The sequence below is a fragment of the uncultured Spongiibacter sp. genome (assembly GCF_964011655.1).
Taxonomy (GTDB): domain Bacteria; phylum Pseudomonadota; class Gammaproteobacteria; order Pseudomonadales; family Spongiibacteraceae; genus Spongiibacter; species Spongiibacter marinus.
This window is the reverse complement of record NZ_CAXGPO010000001.1, coordinates 154,736-179,270: the sequence shown is the minus strand read 5'-3', so window position 1 is coordinate 179,270 and position 24,535 is coordinate 154,736. Positions and strand designations below refer to the sequence as shown.

22 protein-coding genes are annotated in these 24,535 nt (G+C 56.0%); 8 read left to right on the top strand and 14 right to left on the bottom strand.

Translation table 11 applies throughout. The features are described from left to right. The first annotated feature begins 60 nt into the window (after positions 1-60). From ABNS66_RS00850 to ABNS66_RS00830, 5 genes are all read left to right on the top strand, one after another. The gene (locus ABNS66_RS00850; RefSeq protein WP_286837419.1) at positions 61-2,547 is read left to right on the top strand and encodes a TonB-dependent receptor; all 2,487 of its coding nucleotides are present in this window, start codon (positions 61-63) and stop codon (positions 2,545-2,547) included. A 52-nt stretch (positions 2,548-2,599) separates the two neighbouring features. Continuing rightward, positions 2,600-3,529, top strand: coding sequence for a mechanosensitive ion channel domain-containing protein (locus ABNS66_RS00845; protein ID WP_286837416.1), 930 nt, complete (start codon positions 2,600-2,602; stop codon positions 3,527-3,529). A 324-nt stretch (positions 3,530-3,853) separates the two neighbouring features. Further along, a complete protein-coding gene (locus ABNS66_RS00840; protein ID WP_204994794.1) occupies positions 3,854-6,394 on the top strand; it encodes a TonB-dependent receptor in 2,541 nt (846 codons plus the stop codon). Between the two features lie 161 nt (positions 6,395-6,555). Beyond that, a complete protein-coding gene (locus ABNS66_RS00835; RefSeq protein ID WP_275587286.1) occupies positions 6,556-6,690 on the top strand; it encodes a hypothetical protein in 135 nt (44 codons plus the stop codon). A 300-nt stretch (positions 6,691-6,990) separates the two neighbouring features. After that, positions 6,991-10,050, top strand: a complete 3,060-nt coding sequence (locus ABNS66_RS00830) for a parallel beta-helix domain-containing protein (protein WP_286837413.1) — start codon at positions 6,991-6,993, stop codon at positions 10,048-10,050. A 42-nt stretch (positions 10,051-10,092) separates the two neighbouring features. Here the strand turns inward: ABNS66_RS00830 and ABNS66_RS00825 are convergent, their stop codons facing one another. Continuing rightward, positions 10,093-11,262, bottom strand: coding sequence for an alkane 1-monooxygenase (locus ABNS66_RS00825; protein ID WP_286837411.1), 1,170 nt, complete (start codon positions 11,260-11,262; stop codon positions 10,093-10,095). Positions 11,263-11,364: 102 nt separating this feature from the next. On the opposite strand from ABNS66_RS00825, the gene ABNS66_RS00820 reads away from it, so the two are divergent. Beyond that, positions 11,365-12,399 carry an AraC family transcriptional regulator gene (locus ABNS66_RS00820; RefSeq protein WP_286837410.1) on the top strand — a complete coding sequence of 345 codons (1,035 nt, stop codon included), beginning with the start codon at positions 11,365-11,367 and terminating at the stop codon, positions 12,397-12,399. Here the strand turns inward: ABNS66_RS00820 and ABNS66_RS00815 are convergent, their stop codons facing one another. The 10 genes from ABNS66_RS00815 to ABNS66_RS00770 form a co-directional block, all read right to left on the bottom strand. Then, on the bottom strand, positions 12,400-12,738 hold the full coding sequence (locus ABNS66_RS00815; RefSeq protein WP_286695203.1) for a HopJ type III effector protein: 339 nt from the start codon (positions 12,736-12,738) through the stop codon (positions 12,400-12,402). It lies immediately after the preceding gene. A 109-nt stretch (positions 12,739-12,847) separates the two neighbouring features. Next, on the bottom strand, positions 12,848-14,497 hold the full coding sequence (locus tag ABNS66_RS00810) for a TIGR03545 family protein (protein WP_286837408.1): 1,650 nt from the start codon (positions 14,495-14,497) through the stop codon (positions 12,848-12,850). 162 nt (positions 14,498-14,659) lie between these two features. Beyond that, the gene (gene rdgB, locus ABNS66_RS00805) at positions 14,660-15,259 is read right to left on the bottom strand and encodes an RdgB/HAM1 family non-canonical purine NTP pyrophosphatase (protein ID WP_286837406.1); all 600 of its coding nucleotides are present in this window, start codon (positions 15,257-15,259) and stop codon (positions 14,660-14,662) included. A gap of 3 nt (positions 15,260-15,262) precedes the next feature. Then, on the bottom strand, positions 15,263-15,733 hold the full coding sequence (locus tag ABNS66_RS00800; protein ID WP_286837404.1) for a DUF4426 domain-containing protein: 471 nt from the start codon (positions 15,731-15,733) through the stop codon (positions 15,263-15,265). 27 nt (positions 15,734-15,760) lie between these two features. Then, entirely contained in the window at positions 15,761-16,351 is a 591-nt protein-coding gene (gene metW, locus ABNS66_RS00795) for a methionine biosynthesis protein MetW (RefSeq protein WP_204995023.1), read from the bottom strand. Next, positions 16,351-17,502, bottom strand: coding sequence for a homoserine O-acetyltransferase (locus ABNS66_RS00790; RefSeq protein WP_204994786.1), 1,152 nt, complete (start codon positions 17,500-17,502; stop codon positions 16,351-16,353). The genes metW and ABNS66_RS00790 overlap by 1 nt, the downstream gene beginning before the upstream one ends. A 9-nt stretch (positions 17,503-17,511) precedes the next feature. Next, positions 17,512-17,814, bottom strand: coding sequence for a DUF167 family protein (locus ABNS66_RS00785; protein WP_286837402.1), 303 nt, complete (start codon positions 17,812-17,814; stop codon positions 17,512-17,514). A gap of 7 nt (positions 17,815-17,821) precedes the next feature. Next, positions 17,822-18,409: a YggT family protein gene (locus tag ABNS66_RS00780; protein WP_286695198.1), complete on the bottom strand. Its 588-nt coding sequence runs from the start codon at positions 18,407-18,409 to the stop codon at positions 17,822-17,824. A gap of 8 nt (positions 18,410-18,417) precedes the next feature. Then, complete coding sequence (gene proC, locus ABNS66_RS00775; RefSeq protein WP_286837401.1) at positions 18,418-19,245, bottom strand: pyrroline-5-carboxylate reductase; 828 nt, start codon at positions 19,243-19,245, stop codon at positions 18,418-18,420. A 194-nt stretch (positions 19,246-19,439) separates the two neighbouring features. Further along, a complete protein-coding gene (locus ABNS66_RS00770) occupies positions 19,440-20,198 on the bottom strand; it encodes a YggS family pyridoxal phosphate-dependent enzyme (protein ID WP_286837400.1) in 759 nt (252 codons plus the stop codon). Between the two features lie 99 nt (positions 20,199-20,297). On the opposite strand from ABNS66_RS00770, the gene ABNS66_RS00765 reads away from it, so the two are divergent. Then, positions 20,298-21,332, top strand: coding sequence for a type IV pilus twitching motility protein PilT (locus ABNS66_RS00765; protein WP_027873266.1), 1,035 nt, complete (start codon positions 20,298-20,300; stop codon positions 21,330-21,332). Positions 21,333-21,364: 32 nt separating this feature from the next. Next, a complete protein-coding gene (locus ABNS66_RS00760; protein ID WP_204994782.1) occupies positions 21,365-22,516 on the top strand; it encodes a PilT/PilU family type 4a pilus ATPase in 1,152 nt (383 codons plus the stop codon). 11 nt (positions 22,517-22,527) lie between these two features. On the opposite strand, the gene ruvX is transcribed toward ABNS66_RS00760, so the two are convergent. The 3 genes from ruvX to ABNS66_RS00745 all read right to left on the bottom strand — a co-directional run bounded on the left by ruvX (position 22,528) and on the right by ABNS66_RS00745 (position 24,532). Beyond that, on the bottom strand, positions 22,528-22,956 hold the full coding sequence (ruvX, locus tag ABNS66_RS00755; RefSeq protein WP_204994781.1) for a Holliday junction resolvase RuvX: 429 nt from the start codon (positions 22,954-22,956) through the stop codon (positions 22,528-22,530). Positions 22,957-23,009: 53 nt separating this feature from the next. Further along, positions 23,010-23,579, bottom strand: coding sequence for a YqgE/AlgH family protein (locus ABNS66_RS00750; protein WP_204994780.1), 570 nt, complete (start codon positions 23,577-23,579; stop codon positions 23,010-23,012). Positions 23,580-23,647: 68 nt separating this feature from the next. Further along, positions 23,648-24,532 (bottom strand): energy transducer TonB, encoded by an 885-nt coding sequence (locus tag ABNS66_RS00745; RefSeq protein WP_204994779.1) that lies wholly within the window; start codon positions 24,530-24,532, stop codon positions 23,648-23,650. Positions 24,533-24,535: the final 3 nt, after the last annotated feature.

Genomic DNA, 24,535 nt, shown 5'->3' with positions numbered 1-24,535 from the left:
CTAGCATTCGCGTCATTTTATGCCGCGCTACCGTTGCGGTGTTAGCAAAAGGTGATCTTTGTGGCTCGTCAAACGCCCTCTCTGCTTCCTAAGTTTTTATTCCTTGTCGCATTTGGTCTGAGCGAACAGGCCCAGGCCGTGACGCCCAGTCGGGGCTTGGACATTGAAGAAATTATCGTCACCGCCCAGAAGAAAGAGGAAGGGGCCAACAGTATCCCGCTGGCGATTGCCACCTACACCGGCGAAGATTTGACTGCCCTCGGTGTGGCCGATACGCGCGACCTGGGTCGCTTGCTGCCAGGGTTTTCCTACGCGGATGGCGGGTTTAACGTTCCTATTTATACCCTGCGTGGGGTCGGCTTTAACGAAAACAGCCAGACTGCCAGCGCCACAGTGGGTGTGTACGTTGACGAGTTCAATCTGCCGTTCCCGGTAATGAGCAAAGGCAGCAACCTCGATCTGGCGCGCGTTGAGGTATTGAAAGGCCCGCAGGGCACGCTCTACGGCCGCAATACCACTGGTGGCGCGATCAATTATATTGCCAATAAGCCCAGTGAAGAATTCGAATACGGCGGCGACCTCAGTTACAGCCGTTTCGATACGCTGGCTGCCGAGGGTTTTGTGTCGGGCCCGGTCACCGATACCGTGTTCGCGCGACTGGCTTACACCACCACGCAATCGGGAGAGGGTTGGCAGCGCAGCCGCACGCGCTATGCGGGCAGTGATGCCTACAACGGCAAAACGGGGCGCGACCCCGGCAATGAATACGACCGCTTCGGCTACGACCGTTTAGGAGAGGTTGATCGCGATGCCGCGCGGTTGTCGCTGCGCTGGGAAGGGGGCGAGCAATGGAGTGTGAATACCCACCTGTCGGGCTGGCGCGATCGCTCAGAACCGCAAGCGCTTCAGGTCATTGCCATTGAGTCGCAAAACGCCATCCTCGGCGATTTTGGCCTGCACCCTGACGTGGCTAATTACCCCGTTAATGATCCGGACACTCGCGATGCCCAGGCGGCCGACTGGCCGAACAATGGGCTGAACTTTCGCCTGAACGATAGCTTTGTCTCGGGTGGGCTGCGCCTGGAGTATCAGTTGGACGAGCGCCACGATATGGTGCTGTTGCTATCGGCGGGTCGGTTTGAGTCTGACGGTAGCTTTATTCCCCAGTCGGGTCTGGATACCGTTAATACAGAACGAAATGTGTTCGCAACAAGCGATTTTTACAACGCGGAGCTGCGTTTTTCCGGCGAATTGGGTGACGACCTGTTTTGGCAGTTAGGTGTGAACTACAGTGAGGACGAAGTCGATGAATTCCAGCGTCTTCACCACGAAAACGTCAGTATCGTCTTCCCGGTTGGCCCGCTGGGTGGCCTTCTCGGTGACGGCTTTGCACTGCTGGACAATCGCTCCGGCTTTGGCGGGAATCAAACGGCAGAGGTGGCGGCGATTTTTGCCAACACCGAGTGGCAATTCGCTGAGGACTGGAAGCTGACTCTTGGTGCGCGCTATACCGACGAGCTGCGTGAGTTTAACGGTTGTTCCCGCGATGTTGATGTGGAGGACAACCCCGGTGCAGATCAGGAAGCACCGGGAGCCCAGAACAGAGGGATAGGCTTGGCCAATGCGATAACGCTGATCAGCCTGGCGCAGGCGCCGATGGCTGGTTATGCACCGGGCAGAGCAGAGCGCGGTGGGTGTTTTACCCTCGACAGCGAAACACGTCGCCCCGGCCGGTTTTTTGGTGAGCTGCACGAGGACAACGTGTCCGGGCGCATCGCCGTGGACTGGGAGTTCGCGCCGGAGAAGCTGGTGTTTTTGGGCTTGAGTCGGGGCTACAAGTCGGGAAGCTTCCCGCTGATCAATATTTCGGACTCGGTGCAGTATGCGCCTGCGACGCAGGAACGCCTGGATGCTATAGAGCTGGGAACGAAGTTGCGCTTATTTGAGCGCATGCAATTGAATGCCTCGGTATTCGACTACCGCTACCGAGACAAGCAGCTGGTAACGAACTTTCGCGACCCGATTTTCGGGGCGTTGCCAGCGCTCCGCAATGCGCCCAAATCCTCCGTGCGCGGCGCTGAGCTGGACTTGAAAATGACACCCTTCGCGGGCCTGTTCCTCGCCCTTCAGGCCTCCTATCTGGACACTGAAGTAGAAGAGTTCATCAGTGGCGATCGCAACGGTGAAGAGTTTGACTTCAGCGGCAAGCCCTTTAATTACAGCCCGCAATGGGAATACTCCGTTGTTGCTGAATACACCTTGCCGCTGTTCGACGACTATGAGCTCTCCATAGGCGGCGACCTGAGCTATCGGGGTGAGACCAATGCCTCCTTGCAGAAAGATCCACGCTTTTTCATGGAAGATTATACGGTAATCAATGCGCGCTTAGGCTTTGCGCCGCTGGCGGGGCCTTGGAAGGTACAGCTGTGGGGGCGCAACATCACCGATGAGTACTACTACAATAACGTGACCAACCAGCTCGATACCATCGGTCGTTATACCGCTATGCCGGTGGTGTGGGGGGCAACAATTAGCTGGCGCCGCTAGCGTCAATCGCTGGTAGAATTCGCCAACTGCGCTATATATCTAACAAGTTGCCGTGGCGGTACTTGCTGGTGAGGAACACGCTATTAGCCCTGAAGCCTTTCTACTGAACGTCCAGAGTAGTCTCAACTATCCGCTTATCACGCTGGGTGAGCGGCCCATTACGCTGGGGACACTGCTCGCCGGGGCGGTGATTGTCGTTGCTGCGCTGCTGCTTTCCAAAACACTGCGTCGAAGCCTCAGGGGTATTGCCTCGCGGCGCAGTGGCTTTAGTCCCAGCTCCCTCTACACCATGGAACGCCTCACCCACTATGTTGTGTTGGTGCTGGGCAGTTTTTTCGCACTCTCTGTTGTCGGTATCGATTTTTCTAAGCTGGCCCTGGTCGCCTCTGCGTTATCTGTGGGCATTGGCTTTGGGCTTCAGGCGATATTCAGTAATTTTGTTTCCGGTTTGATTATTTTGGTCGAACGTTCACTGAAGGTCGGTGACTACGTTCAGCTGGAGAGCGGCGTGATTGGCGTGGTCAGTGAAATCCGCGTTCGGGCAACCTTAATTACGACTCTAGAAAACGCAGAAGTGGTGGTGCCGAACTCGGAGTTTGTGAACGGTAAGGTGACTAACTTTACATTGAGCAATAACTTCTGTCGCTTGCGGATTCCCTTTGGCGTCGCCTACGGAACCGATAAAGAACGCCTGCGAGAGGTTGTTTTGGCGGCGGTAGCGGCGCAGCATCAAACCCTGTTGGATTCGCCATCGCATCAACCCACCCTTCAAATGAAAGGTTTTGGCGATTCAAGCTTGGACTTTGAGCTGTTAGTTTGGGTTAAGCCTGAATTTGCTGCGCAGCAAAGCTCAACGCGCTCTGCCTACCTATGGGCCTTGGATTCCGCGCTGAATGAGGCGGGTATTACGGTGCCATTCCCGCAGCGAGACCTTCATCTTGTGTCGGGCCTGCACCCTCAGGTTGCAGAGGACAGCGGCTGAAAAATCGGAGTGCTGTGGGTAATTTTCCACTAAACGTCGCCGTTATTCGTGGAATTTGGGGGTAATTTCTTTACATTGACTGAAAAAAATTAAAAAAAAGTAATTCATGCCAATGGTATGCACATGAAGATTGTGCATACTTCACGCTGCGGGATGCTATAGAGGTTCGGTTTGCAGAGAGCGAGAGCATAATTCGCCGAGAGCGAACGTCCAAGTAAAAAAACAGGAAAACAACATTCTTGCCGCCTTACCGATAACAACAATATCGCCGGGTTTTCGTGGAGCTCGGTAACAGCTTTAACTTCTTGAAAAACGAGGGTCACAATGAAGAAACGGATCAGCGCCTTATTACCGTTAAGCTTGGTGGGTGGTCTCGCCCATGCAGCGCCGGTGCTAGAAGAGGTTGTCGTCACCGCTCAACTGCGCGAGCAGAGCCTGCAAGACGTGCCGGTATCGGTGAGCGCCATTGGTGGTGAGAAAATGATGGAGGCGGGCCTGGCGAAAATAGAAGACCTGCAGGCCTATGTTCCCAACTTCACCATGTCTGAGTCCGGCATCGGTACCGATATTTACATTCGCGGTATCGGCTCTGGTGAGAACCAGGGCTTTGAGCAGTCTGTAGGTATGTATGTCGATGGTATCTACTTTGGCCGCGCTCAGTTGGCGCGTGCACCATTCTTGGACTTATCTCGGGTGGAAGTGCTGCGAGGGCCGCAGAACATCCTGCTAGGTAAAAACAGTATCGCTGGTGCGATTAACATCAAAACAGCGGATCCCACCGAAGATTTTGAGGGTAACGTTCAGGTTACCTACGAGCCAGACCAAAACGAGCGCATTGTCGATTTGGTTGTCAGTGGCCCCATCAGTGACCGCTGGTCTTACCGCTTCGCTGCGCGTAAGCGCGAACTCGATGGTTTTATGGAAAACCTCGTCCTGGATCGCGACGAAGCGCAGCGCGATGAAGAAACATTCCGCTTGAAGCTAGGCTGGGATGTCACCGATAACGTTACGGCGATGTTTAAAGTTGAAGCGGGTAGCTTCGACGTGGTGGGCCGAAACTCGGAAATCATCACTAACTACGAGTCCAACTCCGATGTATTCCTGTTCCAGGGACGTACCTACGGAGAGATTATGGATCGTACCGTCTTTCCTGACGTGGGTGGACTGGGTGGTTTGGTTGGTCTTCTGCCGGCGCCAATTCTCAATATTCTTCAATTGCAGCCGAATGGCTCCTTGGTTGATATCGACTCGGATGAAGGCGTACTGAACAACAAGGCCGATCGTAAGCGTCACAGCAATGGCGACTTTAGTTACAACGATACCTACAACTTTACCGCTAACCTGGATTGGTATCGTGACGACCATCAGTTCACGTCCATCACCGGCATCATGGGTTATGAGTACGACGAAGACTGTGACTGTGACTTTACCGGTGCTCCGCTGTTCCAGGTTGAGTTCCAGGAAGAGTACAAGCAGTTCAGCCAGGAGTTCCGCTGGATCTCGCCCGCTGGAGAAACCTTTGAATTTATCGGTGGCGCCTACTTCCAGTACAGCGAGCTGGACTTCTTCGACTCGCTCTACCTCCCCTCAGACATTATTCCGCAGCTTGTTAACGCGGCCGATTTGTTGGAGGGTGGTGCACGCGGTGACCTCGACCCACTAGCCGGTGCAACAGGCTTCGAGTTGTTGGGTGTGGGTGATGCCGGTAACGCACTGCGCGGTATTCGTACCCCACGTAACTTCTACAGCGAATCGAGCATCGCGTCGACCTTCCTGCAAACCACTTGGAATATGGCGGACACTTTCCGCATGACCTTGGGTGGCCGCCTAACCTGGGAGAATAAAGAAGCATCGCGTAACCTGAACTTTGCCTTAGACGATGGCTCTATCCAGCCTATTGGTGAGGTGGATACGGCTGCTGCGGTCAGCTTCGCTGCCGAGCGTCACGACCTCAAGGGCGAGCGCGAAGAGCTGCAATTCGCACCGTCGATCAACTTCCAGTGGGATGCCACCGATGAGTTGATGGCGTACTTCACGGCAAGTAAGGGCTTCAAGTCCGGTGGCTTCGACGCTCGTTCGAATTCTTCACCCAGCGCTGATCCCACGCCGATCAATCCCAATGCGCCAACAGGCACTAACCAGCAAGTGCTGATCGGTAGCTTCGAATTCGAAGAAGAGGAAGCATTGAGTTACGAACTGGGCTTTAAGTCGACACTGCTCGATGGCGCCGCAGAGCTGAACGTTGCGCTATTCCGCACCGAATTCGACAACCTGCAGGTCAGTGTCTTTGACGGCACCCTTGGCTTCAACGTGGGTAACGCGGCGAGCGCAATCTCACAGGGTATCGAGTTGGACGGCCGGATGGCATTGACCGAGAACCTGATGCTTGCCGGTGGTTTGGCCTTCCTTGATTTCGAGTTCCAGGACCACAAGTTCGGTACCTGTGTTCAGGATCAAATTCCGGACAACCCCAATGGCATCAACTGTGACTACAGCGGCAAGACCAACCAGTATGTTGCCGACTACTCCGGTAACTTGTTGCTGTCGTACGAGCGCCCGCTGTGGGATTTCCTGATGTTCCGCGCCAACGTGGATGCGATTTTCACCGACGAGTACCACCCCTCGCCGAATATGGATAACCGTATTAAGCAAGAAGCGTACATTACCTATAACGGCCGCTTGGCAATCTCCTCTATCGAAGGCGATTGGGAACTGGCCCTGCTGGGTAAAAACCTCAGTGATGAGCTGATCGTTGTCTACGGTGTTGATGCGCCCACCGCGAAAACCATCACCGGGGCGACCACGCACCACGGTTTGATCAACAACCCCCGCACTTTCGCCTTACAAGCCAGCTATCGCTGGTAGGGGCGCTCTCTCTCGCGCAGTGGCTTGCCGCTGTGCGAGAGGCATGTAACAATCCTACTCTCTGGACTGTGGTAACTGCGTATACCAATTATTTCCTGCTCGTCTAACGTATAACAAACGCCGAAAATCGGCGAATCCGAGCGAGAACAAGGTATACCGTTATGACACCCGGACTATTTTTACTTGCGTTCGCAGTCGCGCTTGTTGCCTGGCACTCTTTGATGCCGGTGCGCAGCGTTAAAGCGGCGAGTGCGCAAGAAAACGGCGATGCAAAGGATATTGATACGCGTCAGTAAGCTGGAGCAAGGATGTGCCGTCGCAGTTTTGGGACGGGTGACATCACATGACGGGACACTGCCGAAATGGGCGGCGGTGATCGAATACGATGACACCAAATTTACGGGGCCTTTTTAGGCCCCTTTTTTTATCCGCATTTTTCTTCTTTCAGTCCTCTACGGCATCAATTTATTAATTTATGTATTAGTGGGTATCTGATAGCCTTTCGGGCAAATTGCTGCTGAGGTGTGCAGATGTAGCTGCTATGGCACACCTAATGCATTAATGAGAATAACTATATTGGCCATAGGTAGTGAGTGATGATGCGGTATCTCGCGGGAATACTTTTATTATTAACGGCGCTGACAGGGTGTGGGGGCTCCGGTTCGAGTTCGTCGGGTGGCTCGGGCGATGTTCCGGGCGACAATGGTGGCGGTGACCAGGAGCCCGTTGTCGGCCGAACGTTTGTCATTGAGCCGGGAGAGTCCGCCACCAATGATATGGTGACGGCGATGATCGCCGCCCGCCCCGGTGACACTATCGAATTTAGCGAAGGTTACTTTGAGCTGCGCTCAGGGCTGCAGATTTCCTCCACGGAAAATATTCACATCAAAGGCCAGGGGATGAACGAAACGATCCTGTCCTTCAAGGAGAGTAGCTCGCAAGAGGGCTTTTTAGCCAATACGGTCCGCGGGGTGGTTGTCGAGGACCTCACCGTTCTGGACTCGCCGGGCGACGCTTTTAAGCTTCAGGGGGTTGATCACGGCACCCTGCGTCGGGTGAGGGCCTTTTGGTCGAGTGGCCGCAATACCGCCGACGAAGACCCGGTGACGGCAGAAAATTACCGAGAAAAGCTCCAGGTTGCCTGTACCGATCCGGCGCGGCATAACCCGAATAACCCAAACCCCACTGAAACCGATACCACATCGCCGGATTACACCGTCAGTATTCTGTCGGGGCGCTACGGTATATACCCGGTCAATTCGCAGAATATCCTGGTTGAGAATGCGGAGTCTGTCGGTGCTTCGGATGCCGGGATTTACGTTGGTCAGACCGATAATGCGATCATTCGCAACAGTCGCGCGGCATTTAATGTCTTCGGCTTTGAGATCGAGAACGTGCGCGGCGGTGAATACATGGGCAATATTGCCGAGTGTAATACCGGCGGTTTCCTGATCTACGACCTGGATGGCCTAACTCGCTACGGCAGCCGCACGCGCATGTATCAAAATATTGCCCGCAACAATAACACGTACAACTTTGCTGAGCCGGGCAGTTTGGTTGCAAACGTTCCCCGGGGGGTCGGTATGATCACCCTCGGCTACGATAAAATCGACGTGTTCGATAACGTTTTCGAAGATCACGGCACAGCGGGTATCGTACACACCAGCTACGAGTTGATGGGGCCACCCGGTGATCGGCGCCTGGATATGTACACCGAGGGTGTGCATATTTTCAACAATACCTTTAAGAACAACGGTAATGATGTTCCCCAGCCGGATTTCGCGACAATCTTGGCGACAGAGGGCGAGCAGGTAACATCGGCGTTTCCTTTGCTGGTCGGCTTGAAGGTGGCGGCCGCTACGGGCCAATACCGCGGCGCGCATATTGTTTGGGATGGCTATGCAGACAGCTACAACGAAAATTGCCCCTATCCTACAGATGATCAAGGCCAGCCTATCCCTCGGGATGAAGAGGGCAAGCCCATCTCCGGTAACCACTACCCCAACCCGGATTGCCGCTACAACGCTTACAAGTTTGATACTGCGACTGTCGAGCGCAAAAAGCCCCAGTGGTGGTTCTCGTGTATCGATGATGACAATAACTTCGATGGTGACAGCTTAGCCTACGCCAACTTCCACGGTACCGAGGGCCTGGAGTTACTGCTTAATGCGCCGCCAGAGTCACCGGATGACCTTATCGAGGTGGTGCAGGGGCTGCAGGGTTTCGCTGCAGATACCGATATTAGCCCCCATAAATGTGACGATCAGTACGGCAGTAACTTGCCGTTATTACCGCCTATTGTCATTCCTGAGTTTGAGCCGTCAGTCGCCGTTGATCCCGCGCCTACTCAGGCTGAGATCGACGCACTGTGCGAGGCATCCACCCCCGCGGGCGAGATCAACGCAGCGGCCTACCGCGTCAACTGTCCGCAGTTGGATCAGTATCAGCTATTCGCTGATGCGGAGGATCCTCGGAGCATGCCCAACGGCCGCGGTGTGCCATTTGTCTTAAACAGCAAGCTGTTTTCCGACTACTCCACCAAGTATCGCGCAGTGTTTATCCCAGAGGGAGAGCAGGCCGTTTACCGAGATGGCGCCGATGGCAGCAATGCAACGATCCTGTTCCCGGTGGGAACAATCATCGCGAAGAGCTTTGCTTTCGCCGATGAAACCACCAACAGCGAAGAGGTAGTGGAGACACGTTTGCTGATCAAGCGTAAAACCAGCAGCGAACAGGTTTACTGGGACGGTTTGGAATACATCTGGGAGCAGGAAAATGGTAAGCGGGTTGCCCGCCTCGCCCAGGGCGGAGGGGTTGCCAGCGTGTCGTGGAATTACCACGATGTAAACAGCGGTGAACTGTATAACGGCGCCACCGACGAATACCTACTGCCCAATGCGAATCAGTGTCTGAGCTGTCATTCGAATGACGATGCGGAAACCGGTGCGGCACCGATCGGGCCCAAAGTGCGCAATCTGAATCGCCCGTTTGCCAGTGAATCGCCGATCAATTCTGGCATTGAGCAACACCCGGTGAATGGTGAAAACCAGATCTTGTATTGGTGCCGCAACGGCCTGATGAAAAACTGCCCAGCGGGCTTGCAGCTCGATCCAGTCACTAGCTACATCACCAATATTGAAAGAAACCCAATCTTTAACGTTCCCGGCGACTCCGGTGCCGATGCGGATAGCGATGCCGATATCGAAGCCCGGGTGCGAAGCTATCTGGAGGTCAACTGCGCCCACTGCCACAACCGTCGCGGTTTGGCTCAAAATACCGGCTTCTATCTGGATGTCTTCCGTGAGGTGAATGACACCTATGGGATTTGTAAGGGGCCGACTGCCAGTGGAACCGAGGGGCGCGGCGGCCGAGAGTATGACATCGTACCGGGAAGTGCCGCGGAGTCTATTCTGCCTTATCGACTGGGGCCAGAGGCCACCAGCCTGGCAGCGAAGATGCCGCCCATCGCCAGAAGCACTGTCCACAGCGGCGCCTTTGCGCTGGTGAGCCAATGGATCAATGACGTCGTCGATAGTAGTTACGACAATGCTGATGCTTGTAACGGCAGTTCAGATGAGCCGGATGACTCGCCGACGTTACCGTTGTGTGCGCCGGACCAAGTGCCGGGCATTGGTGGCGAGTGCCTGCCGCTGTAGTGATGAGCAAGGGGGCAAAAGGCCCCCTTTTTTATGAGGCGGTTACGCGGCGAGCGCTAATTTCTTAGCGTATTTTTCGCGTTTGCTTGGCAGCACATTTATCTTTTCCAGGTCTCCGCCGGCCCATTCAATAACGCGTTTATCCATCACTTTGAACCACAGTGGTGGAATATAGGCGAGCAAGAACATTTCGTAATAGCCCCATGGCAGCTGAGGCACGTCGTCGAAGTGGCGGAGGCATTGGTAGGAGCGGCTGGGGTGTGCATGGTGGTCAGAGTGGCGCTGCAGCTGGAAGGTAAACAGGTTTGATACCAGCGCATTTTGATTCCAGGAATGTTGTGGGCGAGGGGGCTCATAGCGGCCACTGCTGTCTTTGCCGCGCAGCAAACCATAGTGCTCAATGTAGTTGGCCAGTGATAGGTTCATATGTCCCAACCATGCACTGAACAGAGCAAAGCCAAGAATCACAGGGCCAAACAGCAGGCCTATCGCCGTGAAAAAGCTGAGGCCGATGATCACGCCGGGTAGGATTTCATTTTCCAGTGACAAAACGGACTTGCCTTTCTTAGCCAGGCGCTCCGCTTCCAGCTTCCAGCCACGGTACCAGGTTAAAGGCTGCTCCCTGAGAATAAATTGGTAGAAAGTTTCGCCCATTTTTGATGAGGCCGGATCGTCAGGTGTCGCGACATAGCGGTGGTGACCGCGATTGTGTTCAACATTGAAGTGCGGCAGCGCGGCGATACCCAAGGCTAGGCTGGCCGCCCAGCGATCGCTGCGATTGCGCTTGTGGCCGAGTTCGTGGCCCAGATTGAGCAGGCCGCCGCCAAAGCCCATGCAGGAAACGGACAGTGCTGCCAAACCCCAGATCGACAGATCGGCCCACCACGCATAATAGATACCGGCGCAGAGCGCAGCGATAGAGCCGCCGAGTGCACAGAACAATGCGGCTTTGAAATAGCCGTCGGCCTCCAGTGCTGGAACGTCCTCTTCTGCATGGTTATTCGGATCTTGGCCGAGTAAGCGGTCGAGCAGGGGGACGCCGATGTAAAACAGCGGGTAGCCGATCATCAGCCACGCGACGTTGCCGGTGAGCTCGGCGGGGATAATGCCAATTAGTAATACCCAGGGCATCACGGCCGCGTTGACTAGCCACAGCCAGCGCAGGCGTTGTGTAAGGTCGGTAATCGACACGAAAGATGTGGTGTTTGCCATGAGATAGGTCTCCGCCTTGTTATTATCTTCGCCCAGCTTAGTCCGCCTTGTTAGAGCTGCCCATGTTGCGACTGACCTCTATTATTGTTAATTTCGGCCATCATGGATAAAAATAACAATTATGAGTCGGCAAACTACCATGCGCTGCGCCCCGCGCTGGGACTACTCGTGTTGTGCCAGGCGCTCGATGAGCTGGCACTGGATACCGATGCCGTATTGGTCGCCACTCAGCTGACTCGGGACTTTTTGGAAACGCCCGGCGCGTTGATACGTCGGGAGCAGGAAATCGCCTTTATCGAGCATGTGCTGGCCAGTAATCCGCGTGCCGACCTGGCGTTTCGTGTTGGCCTGCGCTACCACTACGGCGCCTTTGGTGTGTGGGGCTTGGCGCTGACCAGCAGCGAAAATTTAATACAGGCCTTTGAAGTGGCTCATGAGTTTATCGAGCTCACCCACAGTTTCGCGGGCCTGGAGCTGAAGCTTGATGGCGACATCGCCACGGTTGAGGTGCATGCTGATTACCCGGCCGGTCCGGTGAGAAACTTCGTTATTGAGCGTGATTTGGTGATCACTTTGATTATTGCCGCGGAAGCGGCAGGTCGACGATTGCCGGTCATTGATGTGGAGATCAGTTTGTCGCGGCCAGACTACGCGGCGGAATTGGAGCGAATGGCCGGCGTGCAGATTCAGTGGGCGGCGGAGCATACTCGCGCCCACATTCATCGCGAGGAATTACTGAAACCCCTGCCTCAGGCAAACCCGATTACCTGGTCCGCCTGTGTGCGCCAATGCCGGGACCTGATTGCTCAGCAGCATGGTGAGCGGCCCTTCGAGATTCGCTTGCGTCAATTGATTGCCGAGAGCCATTTTGCGGGGATCAAAGTGGTGTGCCGCCGTTTGGGTGTTTCCGAGCGCACATTGCGGCGCCAACTGCGCGATGAGGGCCACAGTTTTCGACATCTTCAAGAAGATGTGCGCCGGGAGCTGGCCGAACAATGCTTAGCCGATCCGGCACTCAGCCTGGAAGCCATTGCTGAGCGCCTTGGTTACAGTGAAACGGCGAATTTCTGCCACGCCTTTCGTCGCTGGACCGGGCGTAGCCCGGGCGCCTACCGACGGGGGCTGCAGCCTTACTGACTACTTGGCGGTGAGCGCTTCGCCCTCAAAGGCGATGCCGGTCCAGCCGCTGCGCATAAAGTTGCGGATATTGGCGTGATCATCGCCGTCGGGGTGCTGAAGTACATCGATGCGATAATAGTCGCCGAAAGCCTGAAGTGTGGCCTGCTCGCTCAGCCCTTCGCGCAGGGCAAAGGCAAAAATTTTGCAGGAACCATTATTGCTGTTGGCGGCATTGTGCGTATCGCCGTTGCGAAAAGCCGTGGGCGTAAAGTCGAAGTTCGTGTCGATATACTCGATAACATCAGTAAATTGGGCGCTGCCGGCCTCCAGGGCCGCGAGCAAAGTGTCTTTGTTCATGGGGGTTCCGAAATATGGCTAAACGGGGGTGGGAAGTATAGCGGGCCTGCCTCGATGAGTCAGTGCAAGGCAGGCCCGGGTCGACGTAGGGCTACAGCATGACACAGGGCTACAGCATTTTGCGCGCCAGTTCCTGCATCAAGGCTTCCATTGCCGCTTCGCGGTCGCCGAGCAGGTCTTTGTAACCGGCCAACAATTCGCGCTTTTCTTGCAGCTGGTTAAGCTCGCTGCCGTATTTGTTTTGAATATCAGACTTTAGCGAGGCCTCCAGCTCTTTCAGTTGGCCCTTCAACTCTTCGCCCAGAACGTCGCCCAAAATGCTGTCAAGGTTGGACTTGAGCTTAACGATGGGGTCGTCGACGCTGCCATTCACGCGCATGTCCATCACCAGCTTGCTGACACCCTCCAGCGCGCGAGCCAGGCGTTGCGCGGTTGGGTTTTCGCCGCCCGCACTGGCCACGAGAATTTTAGCTTGGTTGACCAGGCCTTTTACCGAGCCGCTAAGATCGTCGCCATTGAGAGAGAAGTTCGCGGCAATATCGGCCAACCCCTGCTCGAGCTGGAGCGGCAGCTGCGGGCTCTGTGAGAGCGCGATACCTGACAGCAGTAACTGCTTGAGGGTCATGCTTACGTTGGCGCTCATGGCATCATTTTGCTGCTTAAACAGACCGTCGATGAGCAATTGCGCCTGCTCCTCAACACCGCCTTGCAGTTTCATGGCAATGGGCTTTTCAAGCTTGTCGGTTATGTCTTCAATTTTTCCGTTGTAAGCCAGCTTTTGCTCGCCAACCATCTGGTAGCCGTCGATCAGCACTTCGCGAATCAGTATGCTGACGGGCAGTTCGCTGCTGCCGGCGGGCTCGCTGGGCGCAGAGGATTCCTTCGCGGCGAGCTCGCCCATCGTTTGCTTATAAAGCGTTAGGCCGCGCTGCACGAATTTTGTCGCATCGTCACCCAGCAGGAAGCGCAACATGCCGTCGGTGCCTTGGTCTACGCCATACTTGCTCATAATGCGCTGCGACTGTGCAGCGGGCAGCCGGGCTGCGCGTGAACTTAAGGCTTTGGCGGTATCCACGTCGGCGGAAATTTCCTTATTCAGCCCTTTGAATTGTTTGAGCTCGTCTTTGATGTCATCGCGCAGCTGTTTGGCACCGGCAATGCGCTCAAAGGTGTTCTTCTCTTTCAGTGCCTCCCAGCGCGCTTTAAATTCGTCGAGGCGCTCCTGTTGAGGAAGCGTCTTTGATTTCTCTTGCCACTTTTCCTCCAGGGTTTTGAAGCCGTTTTCGATCTCCTCCACCTCTGCCTGAATAATCGCCTGCTCTTCGGCCAGAATGGCATTGGCGTCGGGCAGCTCAATGCTGGGCAATCCGCCTTCTTCTTTGGGCTTGGCGGGCGGCATGCTACCGTCGAGGGTACCCGGCGTGCTGCGTTCGGTGGCCATCTGCAACCCGGACAATAAGACCTGATCGGCGATAAACTGACGCTTGATCAGCGCCGTGCTGTCTACGTCGGCCGACACCTTCTCGCTTTCCAGCAGGTTGCTCATCGGTTCATTGGGGTTGGCGACGGTCAATCCGTACAGGGCGACATGGGTCGGATAGAGCTGGATATCAACGTCGTCGACATTGACTTTGGCGCCGACGGCTTTGCTGCCTTCGCTCTCTATCGCCCACTTGGCGATAGGTTCCAGTGCAAAGGCCACTGTGGCGACGATAATAACGACCAATAGTAATAGGCCGCGCAGTATCCATTTCATCATGCGCTTACACTCCTTATTGTGGTGCGGGCAGGTGTTTACCCAGTAGTGGTGACAGCATAGCGATTCCCTTGTGACCTCGAAACCGCCATTTTGCTCAATTGTGACGCGGAGATAGCCGCTGGTTCGCGGTCTTAGCGGTCAGCCAATGTGGCGGGGGGCTGCTTAGCTGCCGCCGAATTCGGTGGGCAGGCGCTTCACCAGTTGAGAAACGGCGAGGCCGCGGTGACTGAGGCGGTTTTTTTGCTCGGGGGGCAACTCCGCCGCGCACTTGTTTAGCGCGGGGATAAAAAAATGGGGGTCGTAGCCAAAGCCGTTTTCGCCTCGTGGTGTATCCACAACCTCGCCCAGCCAGCGGCCCTCGCAAATGATCGGGGCGGGGTCTTCCGGGTGGCGAACAAATACCAGCGCGCAGTGGAAGTGGGCTTTGCGTTGGCGGATGTCAGCCAGATCGCGCAGCAGCTTGGCATTGTTGTCGGCGTCTTTCGCGCCGGCACCGGCATAGCGGGCGGAATAGATACCGGGCGCGCCGCCCAGCGCGTCGACGCACAGCCCGGAGTCATCTGCCAGTGCTGGCAGGCCGGTTTGCAGGGCGGCATTGCGCGCTTTAATCAGGGCATTCTCAACAAAGCTTAGGCCGTTTTCCTCAGCCTCTTCAACCTGCAGGTCGCGCTGGCTGATCATTGAAAAACGCTCACCCAAAAGCTGGCTGAATTCGGCGAGTTTGCCAGCGTTGCCTGTGGCGACGACAATTTTTAAGGTCATGCCTTAATTCTCTATATGCAGGGTTTTATTGAACTGAATATCGTAGGGCTGAGGGCGAGTGGCGGTGTTCACGCGCAGGCGGAAATCGCGGGTTTCCTGTTTGCCATCAATGGACAGCTCGGCGATGTAATAAATAGCATCCTGCTCGATGACTTCTCTAAAGTTCAGCGGCGTTCGGTGTATCAGGTCTGAGCTGCTGCCACTGACTGTGGCCCGGATAGGCTCGCTTGTGCCATCGCTGGCATGTCGAACCGATACATTGACGAGGAATTTGTCCTTGCCGCGCGTAATGCCATAGCTTCGGGCAACCTCAGGGGTGAGAAAACCGGTGTTGAGAACATTGAAGTAAACGGTGTCAGCGCCGAAGGTTTGCGATGTGGGCGGCGACACCGGCGCGGCGGGGTCTTGGGCGAGGCTGGGCCATGCACACAGGCCTACAATCATCAGCATTACGAGTTGGCGGGCTGCGCTCATGTTCATTTCCTTGCCGTTTGCAGTGGTTTATTTACTAATATGGTAGACCGCCGTCACCCCGAGCACATTGGGAAAGCGCTGGGCGAGGGCCCCTTGCGTGTTGTCTCCGCTGACTACGCTGCTGTTGAGAATGCGGATGAATTTTTCTTCGCACAGGGCTTCAAAGTCGCGCACGGTACAAAAGTGGATATTGGGCGTGTCGTACCACGTGTAGGGTAAAAACTTACTCACCGGCATTCGTCCGCGGCCCGTGAGGTGCCAACGGCTGCGCCAGTGGCCAAAGTTCGGGAAAGTGACGATACACTCGCGGCCGACCCGCAGCATTTCGTCGATAACGAGGTGCGGATACCGCAGCGTTTGCAGGGCCAGCGTCATCACCACAACATCGAAGCTGTCGTCGCGAAAATTCCCCAGGCCGGTGTTGAGGTCGTGCTCGATAACATCCACGCCCTTGCTCAGCGCTTCGGTAATATTATCGGGGTCGATTTCCAGGCCCAAGCCGGAAACTTGCTTCTCTTCAGCCAGGGTTTTGAGTAGTGTGCCGTCGCCGCAGCCCAGGTCGAGAACCCGGGCGCCGGGCTTGATCCAGGGCTGGATCAGGGTCAGGTCAAAGCGCATCACAGGCCCTCCGCTACACGTTTCATGTAGGCGTTGAATACCGCCATATAGCGCGGGATGGGAATCAAAAACGCATCGTGTCCGTGATTCGCCTCAATTTCTGCGTAGCTAACGGATTTGCCCGCCGCGACTAAGGCATCGACGATTTCTCGCGACCGGTCCGGGGCAAAGCGCCAATCCGAGGTAAATGACATCACCATAAATCGGCACTTGGCGTGGCTGAATGCCGCGACTGGATCGTCGTCGTACTCGCGGGCCAAGTCGTAGTAGTCCAGAGCCTTCGTCATCAATAAATAGGTGTTGGCGTCGAAGCTTTCGGCAAAGCGCGAACCCTGATGGCGCAGGTAGCTTTCTACCTGGAACTCCACGGGCCCTTGGGAGCCGAGTTTCAGGTCTCCGGCCTTGAGGTCGCGGCCGAATTTTTCCTTCATGCCGTCGTCGGACAAATAGGTAACGTGGCCGATCATTCTGGCCAGTGCCAGGCCCTGGCGGGGCAGCGTGTCGTGCTCTAGATAGCGGCCCTGGTGAAAGTTGGGGTCGGAGCAAATGGCATTGCGAGCGATCTCGTTGAAGGCGATATTCTGCGCCGACAGCTTCATTGCCGAGGCGATCACGACGCAGTGGCGCATGGCATCGGGGTACTCCAGTGCCCAGCGCATCGCCTGCATACCGCCGAGACTGCCACCGATAATGGCGGCCCATTGCTCAATGCCAAAGTGCGCCATCATCAGGCGTTGGCTCTCCACCCAGTCGCGACAGCGTAACGGCGGGAAGTCCGGCCCCCAGGGCTTTCCGGTTTCCGGGTTGGTGGAGGTGGGGCCGGTAGAGCCGTGGCAGCCGCCGATATTGTTAATGCTGAGCACGAAGAACACATTGGTGTCGATCGGCTTTCCAGGCCCAATGCAGCTGTCCCACCAGCCGGGCTTGCGCTCATCGGGGTGGTGTCGCCCCGCGGCGTGATGGTGGCCGCTGAGTGCGTGGCAGATCAGAATGGCATTGCTGCGCGCGGCATTTAGCTCGCCGTAGGTTTCAAAAACGATATCGTGTTCGGGCAGGCTGCGACCACAGGAGAGCGCCAGTGGCTGATCAAAATGCAGGGTCTGTGGCGTGACGATGCCGACGCTGTCTTGTTGCTCTGGCTGGTGTGTCACCTTCCTGAATTACCCCTTGTTAACGGCGGTGATGTGCAAATTTTCCGGCAGCTTGCCGGGTGTTTGAATTCTAAGGGTTTTTTGTCGACTTTGCGCGCCTGACGACAGGCTGACCTGGGCTTTTTTTACCCCGAATTGGGACGCGAGAAAGGCGCAAAGTGCCCGATTGGCTTTGCCGTCTACCGCCGCTGCCCGCAATCGCACCTTCAGGCGCTCGCCATGATGCCCGGCAAACTCTTCGCGACTGGCCCCCGGCTGCACGTGGCAGCGCAATATCAGCGTATCGTCCTGCCAGGAATAAAAGTCTGCCACTGGGCTGCTACAAACCCATTACCAGTGCGGGATGAAGGCCGACGGACGCCCCCATATGGCGGAGCAGAACTTCCAAAACATTAATACTCAGAAACACCAGTATTGGCGAAAGGTCGAGTCCGCCGAGTGGTGGTATTAACTTGCGAAACGGCGCCATGACCGGCTCGGTGATTTGGTAGAGCAATTGCGCGCCGGGGTTGTAGCTACCCTGAGCCACCCAGCTAAGAATAATGCTGCCGATGATGGCGAAGAAATACAGGTTAAGAACCATCGCGCACAGGCCAATGACTGACCAGAGCAGAATTTGCGCAGGGTTTGGGAATACGCCGAACAAAATTTTGCACAGCAGCGTAATGCCTATTGCCTGCACCGCAAAGGCGAGTAGCAACGATGCGCTGTCGATGCGGCCCAGCGGCGGCAGTAAACGGCGCAGGGGCAGCACTAGCGGGTTGCTGAGTTTCACAATGGCCTGACAGATCGGGTTGTAAAAGTCGGCCCGCACCAGCTGCAAAATTAACCGCAGCATAAAGACCAGCAGGGTCAGGCTGATAAGCGTGTTAAGCAGTAAATAGGAAATATCATTGAATGCTGACATGGCTGGTTTTATTCCCCTTCGAGCTCTCGGCCTAGTTCTTCGGCCCGCAAGGCCGCACCGCTGAGTGCGGCGTCGACGAGTTGGCGAAAGCCGCCGTCTTCAAAAATAGTGATCGCGCGCTCAGTCGTGCCATTTGGTGAGGTGACGCGGCGGCGTAGCTCGGCGACATCCACATCGCCCTCCAGTGCCATTCTGGCGGCACCAAGGGCCGTTTGCTGGCTGAGCTTGGCGGCTAGCTCGCTGCTTAGTCCCAGCTTTTCACCGCTGGCTTGCATCGCTTCCATCAACAGGAAGAAGTAGGCCGGGCCACTGCCAGACACCGCGGTAACGGCGTCCAGATCCGCTTCGCTGTCTACCCAGAGCGCCAGGCCCGTGGCCTGCATAATTTTTTCCGCCAACTGGCGCTGTTGCTCGGAGACGGCATCATTGGCATAGAGCCCTGTTGCGCCGCAGCGAAGTAGCGCGGGGGTGTTGGGCATGCAGCGCACGATTGCTAAATCGCCGCCAAGCCAACGGTTTAGGCTGTCGCTGGTGATGCCTGCTGCAATACTGATGACCATCGGGCGATGTTGCTGTACCAGTGCGCTGATTTCGCCGGCAACGGTTTTCATAAGTTGCGGTTTGACTGCCATAACGATCACATCACAACCGGGAATGATCGCGTGGTTGTCTTGGCTGGTTTGAATATTGCCCAGCGCTGACAGCTTGGACAGACTGTCGGCGTTGGGGTCGCCCGCGCGAATATTCTCAGCGTCGATGCCACTGGCGAGCAGTCCGCCGATAATGCTGGCAGCCATATTGCCGCCGCCAATGAATCCGATTGTTGCTGTGCTCAACGAGAACCTCCGGTGCTATCTTGCCGCGCTGGCAAGGCGAATAGGCCAGCGAGTATATCAGGCTGCAAATGGGGGCTGAAGTTAGGGGCTGTTTACACTCACTAAATTATCGCTGCTGGCGCTGACTTTCAGCCCGGCTTACGTCCTTAAGCCATTTCAGACAACGTCGGTTGCGTGATGAATGTGGGCGCGCCCTAATTCGTGGCGGGTGTTCGCGGGCCAAAGATGGCGGTGCCGACGCGCAGCAGAGTAGAGCCCTCGAGAATGGCGGCGTCAATATCACCGGACATCCCCATCGACAGCGTGTCGAGGGTGAGCCCGGGTAGCGCTGATGCGATTTGATCGCGAAGTTGCCGAAGTTGCGCAAACGCTTGCCGCTGCTCGGCAAGGTCGGTGCTGGCGGCGGGGATGGCCATGAGGCCGCGGAGTCTGAGCCCCGGCAGTGCAGCGACGCCTCGGGCGAGATCCAGTGCGTCGCTGGGTAATACCCCCGACTTTGTGGTTTCCTCACTAATGTTGACCTGCAAGCAAATATTCAGCGGGGCTAGTGATGCTGGCCGCTGATCGCTGAGTCGACGGGCGATCTTGAGTCGGTCAACACTGTGCACCCAAGAGAAATGTTCGGCGATCTCGCGGGTTTTATTGGATTGTATCGGGCCAATGAAGTGCCAGCAGATATCGAGGTGGCTCAGTGCTTGTTGTTTTTCCCTGGCCTCTTGCAGATAGTTTTCGCCGATATTATCCAGGCCGTTGGCCACTGCGTCGGCAACTTCGTCGGCATTGCGGGTTTTGCTTACCGCTAGCAGGGTAATTTCTGCTGGATTGCGCCGCGCATCAGCGGCACATTGAGCAATGTGCGCTCGCAGGGATGCTATATTTGAAGACAATACCTGGGAGTGAGTCATCGCTATTTTTTGCTCCACGTCGCGTTGTGGTTGATAGGGTGCTGCCATAATAAAAGCATTGTGTTGGCGCGCTGCGGTAACGCATTATCCTACTACGCATAATAATAGAGAGCGGCAGCCTGCCCATTGCTGTAACTAAGGAGAATCATGGATATTACAGAGTTGCTGGCGTTTAGCGCCAAGCAAAATGCCTCGGATTTACACTTGTCTGCCGGCCTGCCGCCGATGATTCGTGTCGATGGCGATGTGCGGCGCATCAATGTGCCGCCCATGGAGCACCGCGAAGTTCACAGCTTGATTTACGAGATTATGAACGACCGCCAGCGGCGTGACTACGAAGAATTCCTCGAAACCGACTTCTCCTTTGAGGTGCCCGGTGTTGCCCGCTTCAGGGTAAATGCCTTTAACCACAACCGCGGCGCTGGCGCGGTATTTCGGACAATTCCGTCGAAGGTGCTGACCCTTGAAGACCTGGGTATGGGCAAGGTCTTTCAGGACGTATCCATGTTGCCGCGCGGGCTGGTGTTGGTGACGGGCCCCACGGGTTCGGGTAAGTCGACGACACTCGCGGCGATGATCGACTATATCAACGACAACAAGTTTGACCATATTCTAACTATTGAAGACCCCATAGAATTTGTACACGAGTCGAAGAAATGCCTGGTGAACCAGCGCGAGGTGCACCGCGACACACACGGCTTTAACGAGGCACTGCGCTCGGCGCTGCGTGAAGACCCCGATATCATCCTGGTGGGGGAGCTGCGCGATTTGGAAACTATTCGTTTAGCACTGACGGCCGCTGAAACCGGGCACCTGGTATTCGGGACCCTGCACACCACCTCTGCGGCAAAAACCATTGACCGGGTTGTCGACGTATTCCCAGGGGAAGAGAAGTCTATGGTGCGCTCCATGCTTTCCGAATCGCTGCAGGCGGTTATCTCGCAAACACTGCTGAAGAAACCGGAGGGCGGACGGGTTGCTGCCCATGAGATTATGATTGGCACGCCCGCCATTCGTAATTTGATTCGTGAAGACAAAGTCGCGCAAATGTATTCAGCCATCCAGTCCGGGGCGAATGTTGGTATGCAGACGATGGATCAGTGCCTGAAAGAGCTGCTGTCCAAGCGGCAGGTCACGCGCGATGCGGCTAAGTTAAAAGCGCGCTTCCCCGAGAATTTTTAGAATAAGAGGGCGCGAGCGCCGAGGAGAGTAGGGTGGAAATCGAGAAGCTGCTGCGCATCATGCAGGAAAAAGGCGCGTCAGACTTATTTATTTCGGCAGGGGTGCCACCTTCGGTGAAGCTCAATGGCCAGCTGATTCCCATGAGCAGTAATGCCTTGAGCCCCGAGCAGGCTCGGGAAGTTGTGCTGGGCGTGATGAATGAGCAACAGCGCCGCGAGTTTGTTCGCGATAGAGAGTGTAACTTCGCCATCAGTTCGCGGGGCATTGGTCGCTTCCGTGTCAGTGCCTTTTATCAGCGTAATCTGGTGGGGATGGTGTTGCGCCGAATTGAAACGCGCATTCCCACCACCGATGAGCTTGGGCTGCCGGATACGATCAAGGATCTGGCGATGACCAAGCGCGGGCTAATTATCTTTGTCGGTGCGACGGGAACGGGTAAATCAACGTCGCTGGCCTCGATGATCGGTCACCGCAACGAAAACTCGCGCGGCCACATTATCACCGTGGAAGACCCCATCGAATTTGTGCATCAGCACCGTGGTTGTATCGTTACTCAGCGCGAGGTGGGCATTGATACGGAGTCCTTTGAAGTGGCGCTGAAGAATATGCTGCGCCAGGCGCCGGATGTCATCATGATCGGTGAGGTGCGCTCGCGGGAAACCATGGAGCACGCCATCACCTTTGCTGAAACCGGGCATTTGTGTCTCTGCACCCTGCACGCAAACAACGCCAACCAGGCACTCGACCGAATCTTGCATTTCTTTCCGCCAGAGCGTCACAGTCAGCTATGGATGGATTTGTCATTGAACCTGCGGGCGATGGTGGCGCAGCAGCTGCTGCCGACCCGCGATGGACAGAGCCGCCGCGCTTGTGTGGAAATACTGCTTAATACACCCCTGGCTGCTGACTTGATTCGCAAGGGCGAAGTGGCCGCGCTGAAAGACCTGATGCGCCAGTCCACCGAGCAGGGGATGCAAACCTTTGATCAAGCCTTGTACGACCTGTACGTGGCGGGTGAAATTACTTACCAGGATGCCATCGCTCACGCGGATTCGGCGAACGATCTGCGGCTGCTGATCAAGCTGGGTGCCGACAACGACGTTGACCAGATGCACAGTGCGGCGGGTAACTTGACGATGCAAGAGGTGGAAAAGGACACCCCGGGCGGCATTGGCCGCCGCTAGTTTGCAGGGGACTAATTTTGCCCCTGCTCCCGCATCCAGCTTTCCAAGATGATCGCAGCACTGAGTCCGTCGACGCCGCGGTCTTTGAAAGCCTGATTGCCTGCCTGCTCAATCAGCTCCCCTTTGGCTTCGAAGCTGGACAGTCGTTCGTCAGCAAAGTCGACTGCAACGCCAAAACGACCGTGAATGCGGTTGCCGAACTTTCGCGCGCGCTGACACATTTCTGACTCGCTACCATCCATATTTAACGGTAGCCCGACGACCACGGTTTGCGGTTGCCATTCTTTCAGTAGCGCCTCAATTTCATGCCATTGCGGAATGCCATCTTTGGCGCGCAGCGACTTCAGTGCTGACGCGCTGCCGGTGAGGCTTTGGCCCACGGCGCAACCAATCCAGCGGAGTCCATAGTCAAAGGCGAGATAACGTTGTGCTGCACTCATAAGGGTAGTTTTCTATTGGGGAGGCGGCATTGTAGCGCAGCGAAGGGCCTTCTTCAGGCGTGGCCGCTATCGGAGCCGAGCTGGGCGAAATTAATGCCGAGTTTCGCCAGTGCAGCATCGACACGTTGATCGGCAGGCGTATCGAAAATAACTTTATCGTCAGCGGGTAGTGACAGCCAGGCATTGTCGGCGAGCTCTTCTTCTAATTGGCCGGGCGCCCAGCCAGCATAGCCAAGGGCAATGAGTGTGTCAGCGGGGCCGCTGCCACGTGCGATAGCGTCGAGGATGTCCAGTGAGGTGGTAAGTGCCAGTTTGGGGCTGATTTCAAGGCTGGCATCCCAGCGCTGTTTGTCGCGGCGATGCAAAACAAAACCGCGGTCTGTATGAACGGGACCGCCGGCAAAGACGGGCTGTTTGCGGTGTTGCCCGGGTTCGTCAAAGTCGAGCTGGGCCAGAATTTCCTCAACATCCATATCCAGCGGCCGGTTGACGATTAAGCCCATAGCACCATTCTCGTCGTGCTCGCAGAGATAGACCAGGCTATGGGCAAAAATGCCTTCGCCGAGGTTGGGAAGGGCGACAAGGAAGTGATCCTGCATTGACGAAAAGGTGGGCTCAGCCATAACAGCTCCGAGGCAAGCAGTTAGCGCAGTAAGTTTTAGTATGGGGTAATTTTTGCCAATCTCAAGCGCTAGCGGCTGTTCGCGCGCAGACTGTTGCGCTCGAAGCGCCAGGTGCGAACGATGCCCAGGCGATTTTTGCCATCGAGCACATCTTTGGGAATGGCTTCGTAGGGGGCCGCAAGTCTGACGATTCGGTTCGCCGCCTTGTCGAGCTCCGGATGGCCAGAGCTACGCATAATTCTCACTTCATCGATACGGCCGTCAGGGAAAAGCATAAGCAGCATGCGTAGCTCGCCAGTCAGGCCTTGTTTTCGGGCGCTTTCCGGGTAGTGCAGGTTTCCAATATGCTCAACATGTGACTCCCAGCGGTCCAGATACAAGGCGTCGGGTGAGCCGCGGGTTGCGACGGAGGTGATAAATTTCGGCCTGGGCATGCTGGCATAGGCCTGGTTTAGGTGGTCAAGTTGGGCTTCGAGCGCCGCGATGTTCTCGCTCAGCTCGGTCATATCGTCATCGCCATTGAGAGGCTGCGGCTGGCGCTTATCGGCGTTTTGGTCCGTAGTGATGTGCTGCGCACTGGCGTTGCGACTGTGGAGAATGGCGCGATTTTCACTGGCCTGCTGGGCCTTCGCTTGTTTGAAAACGTGTTCAGGTGGCGCGCTATTATCGTGAAAGGCGCTATCTATCCGGCTGCTAAGCTCTGCTTTGTCCTTCAGGCTGCCGCTGCCTAATTGGTCGTGCTGGGCAATATAGTCGGCCTTTTCCGGCGCATTTTCGCTTTGATATTGCGCGAGCGTGACCTCGAGGCTGGGGAGTTTTGGATCACTGCTCAGCGCAGAAAAGCTGATGCCCAAAATAAGTGCTGCGTGCAGCGCCGCTGCGAAACAGAAAATAAAGCCTAGGCGCTCGGGCGAGTCCGAACGCTCTTCGTGAATAGGGAAGGCGACGGCCATGGA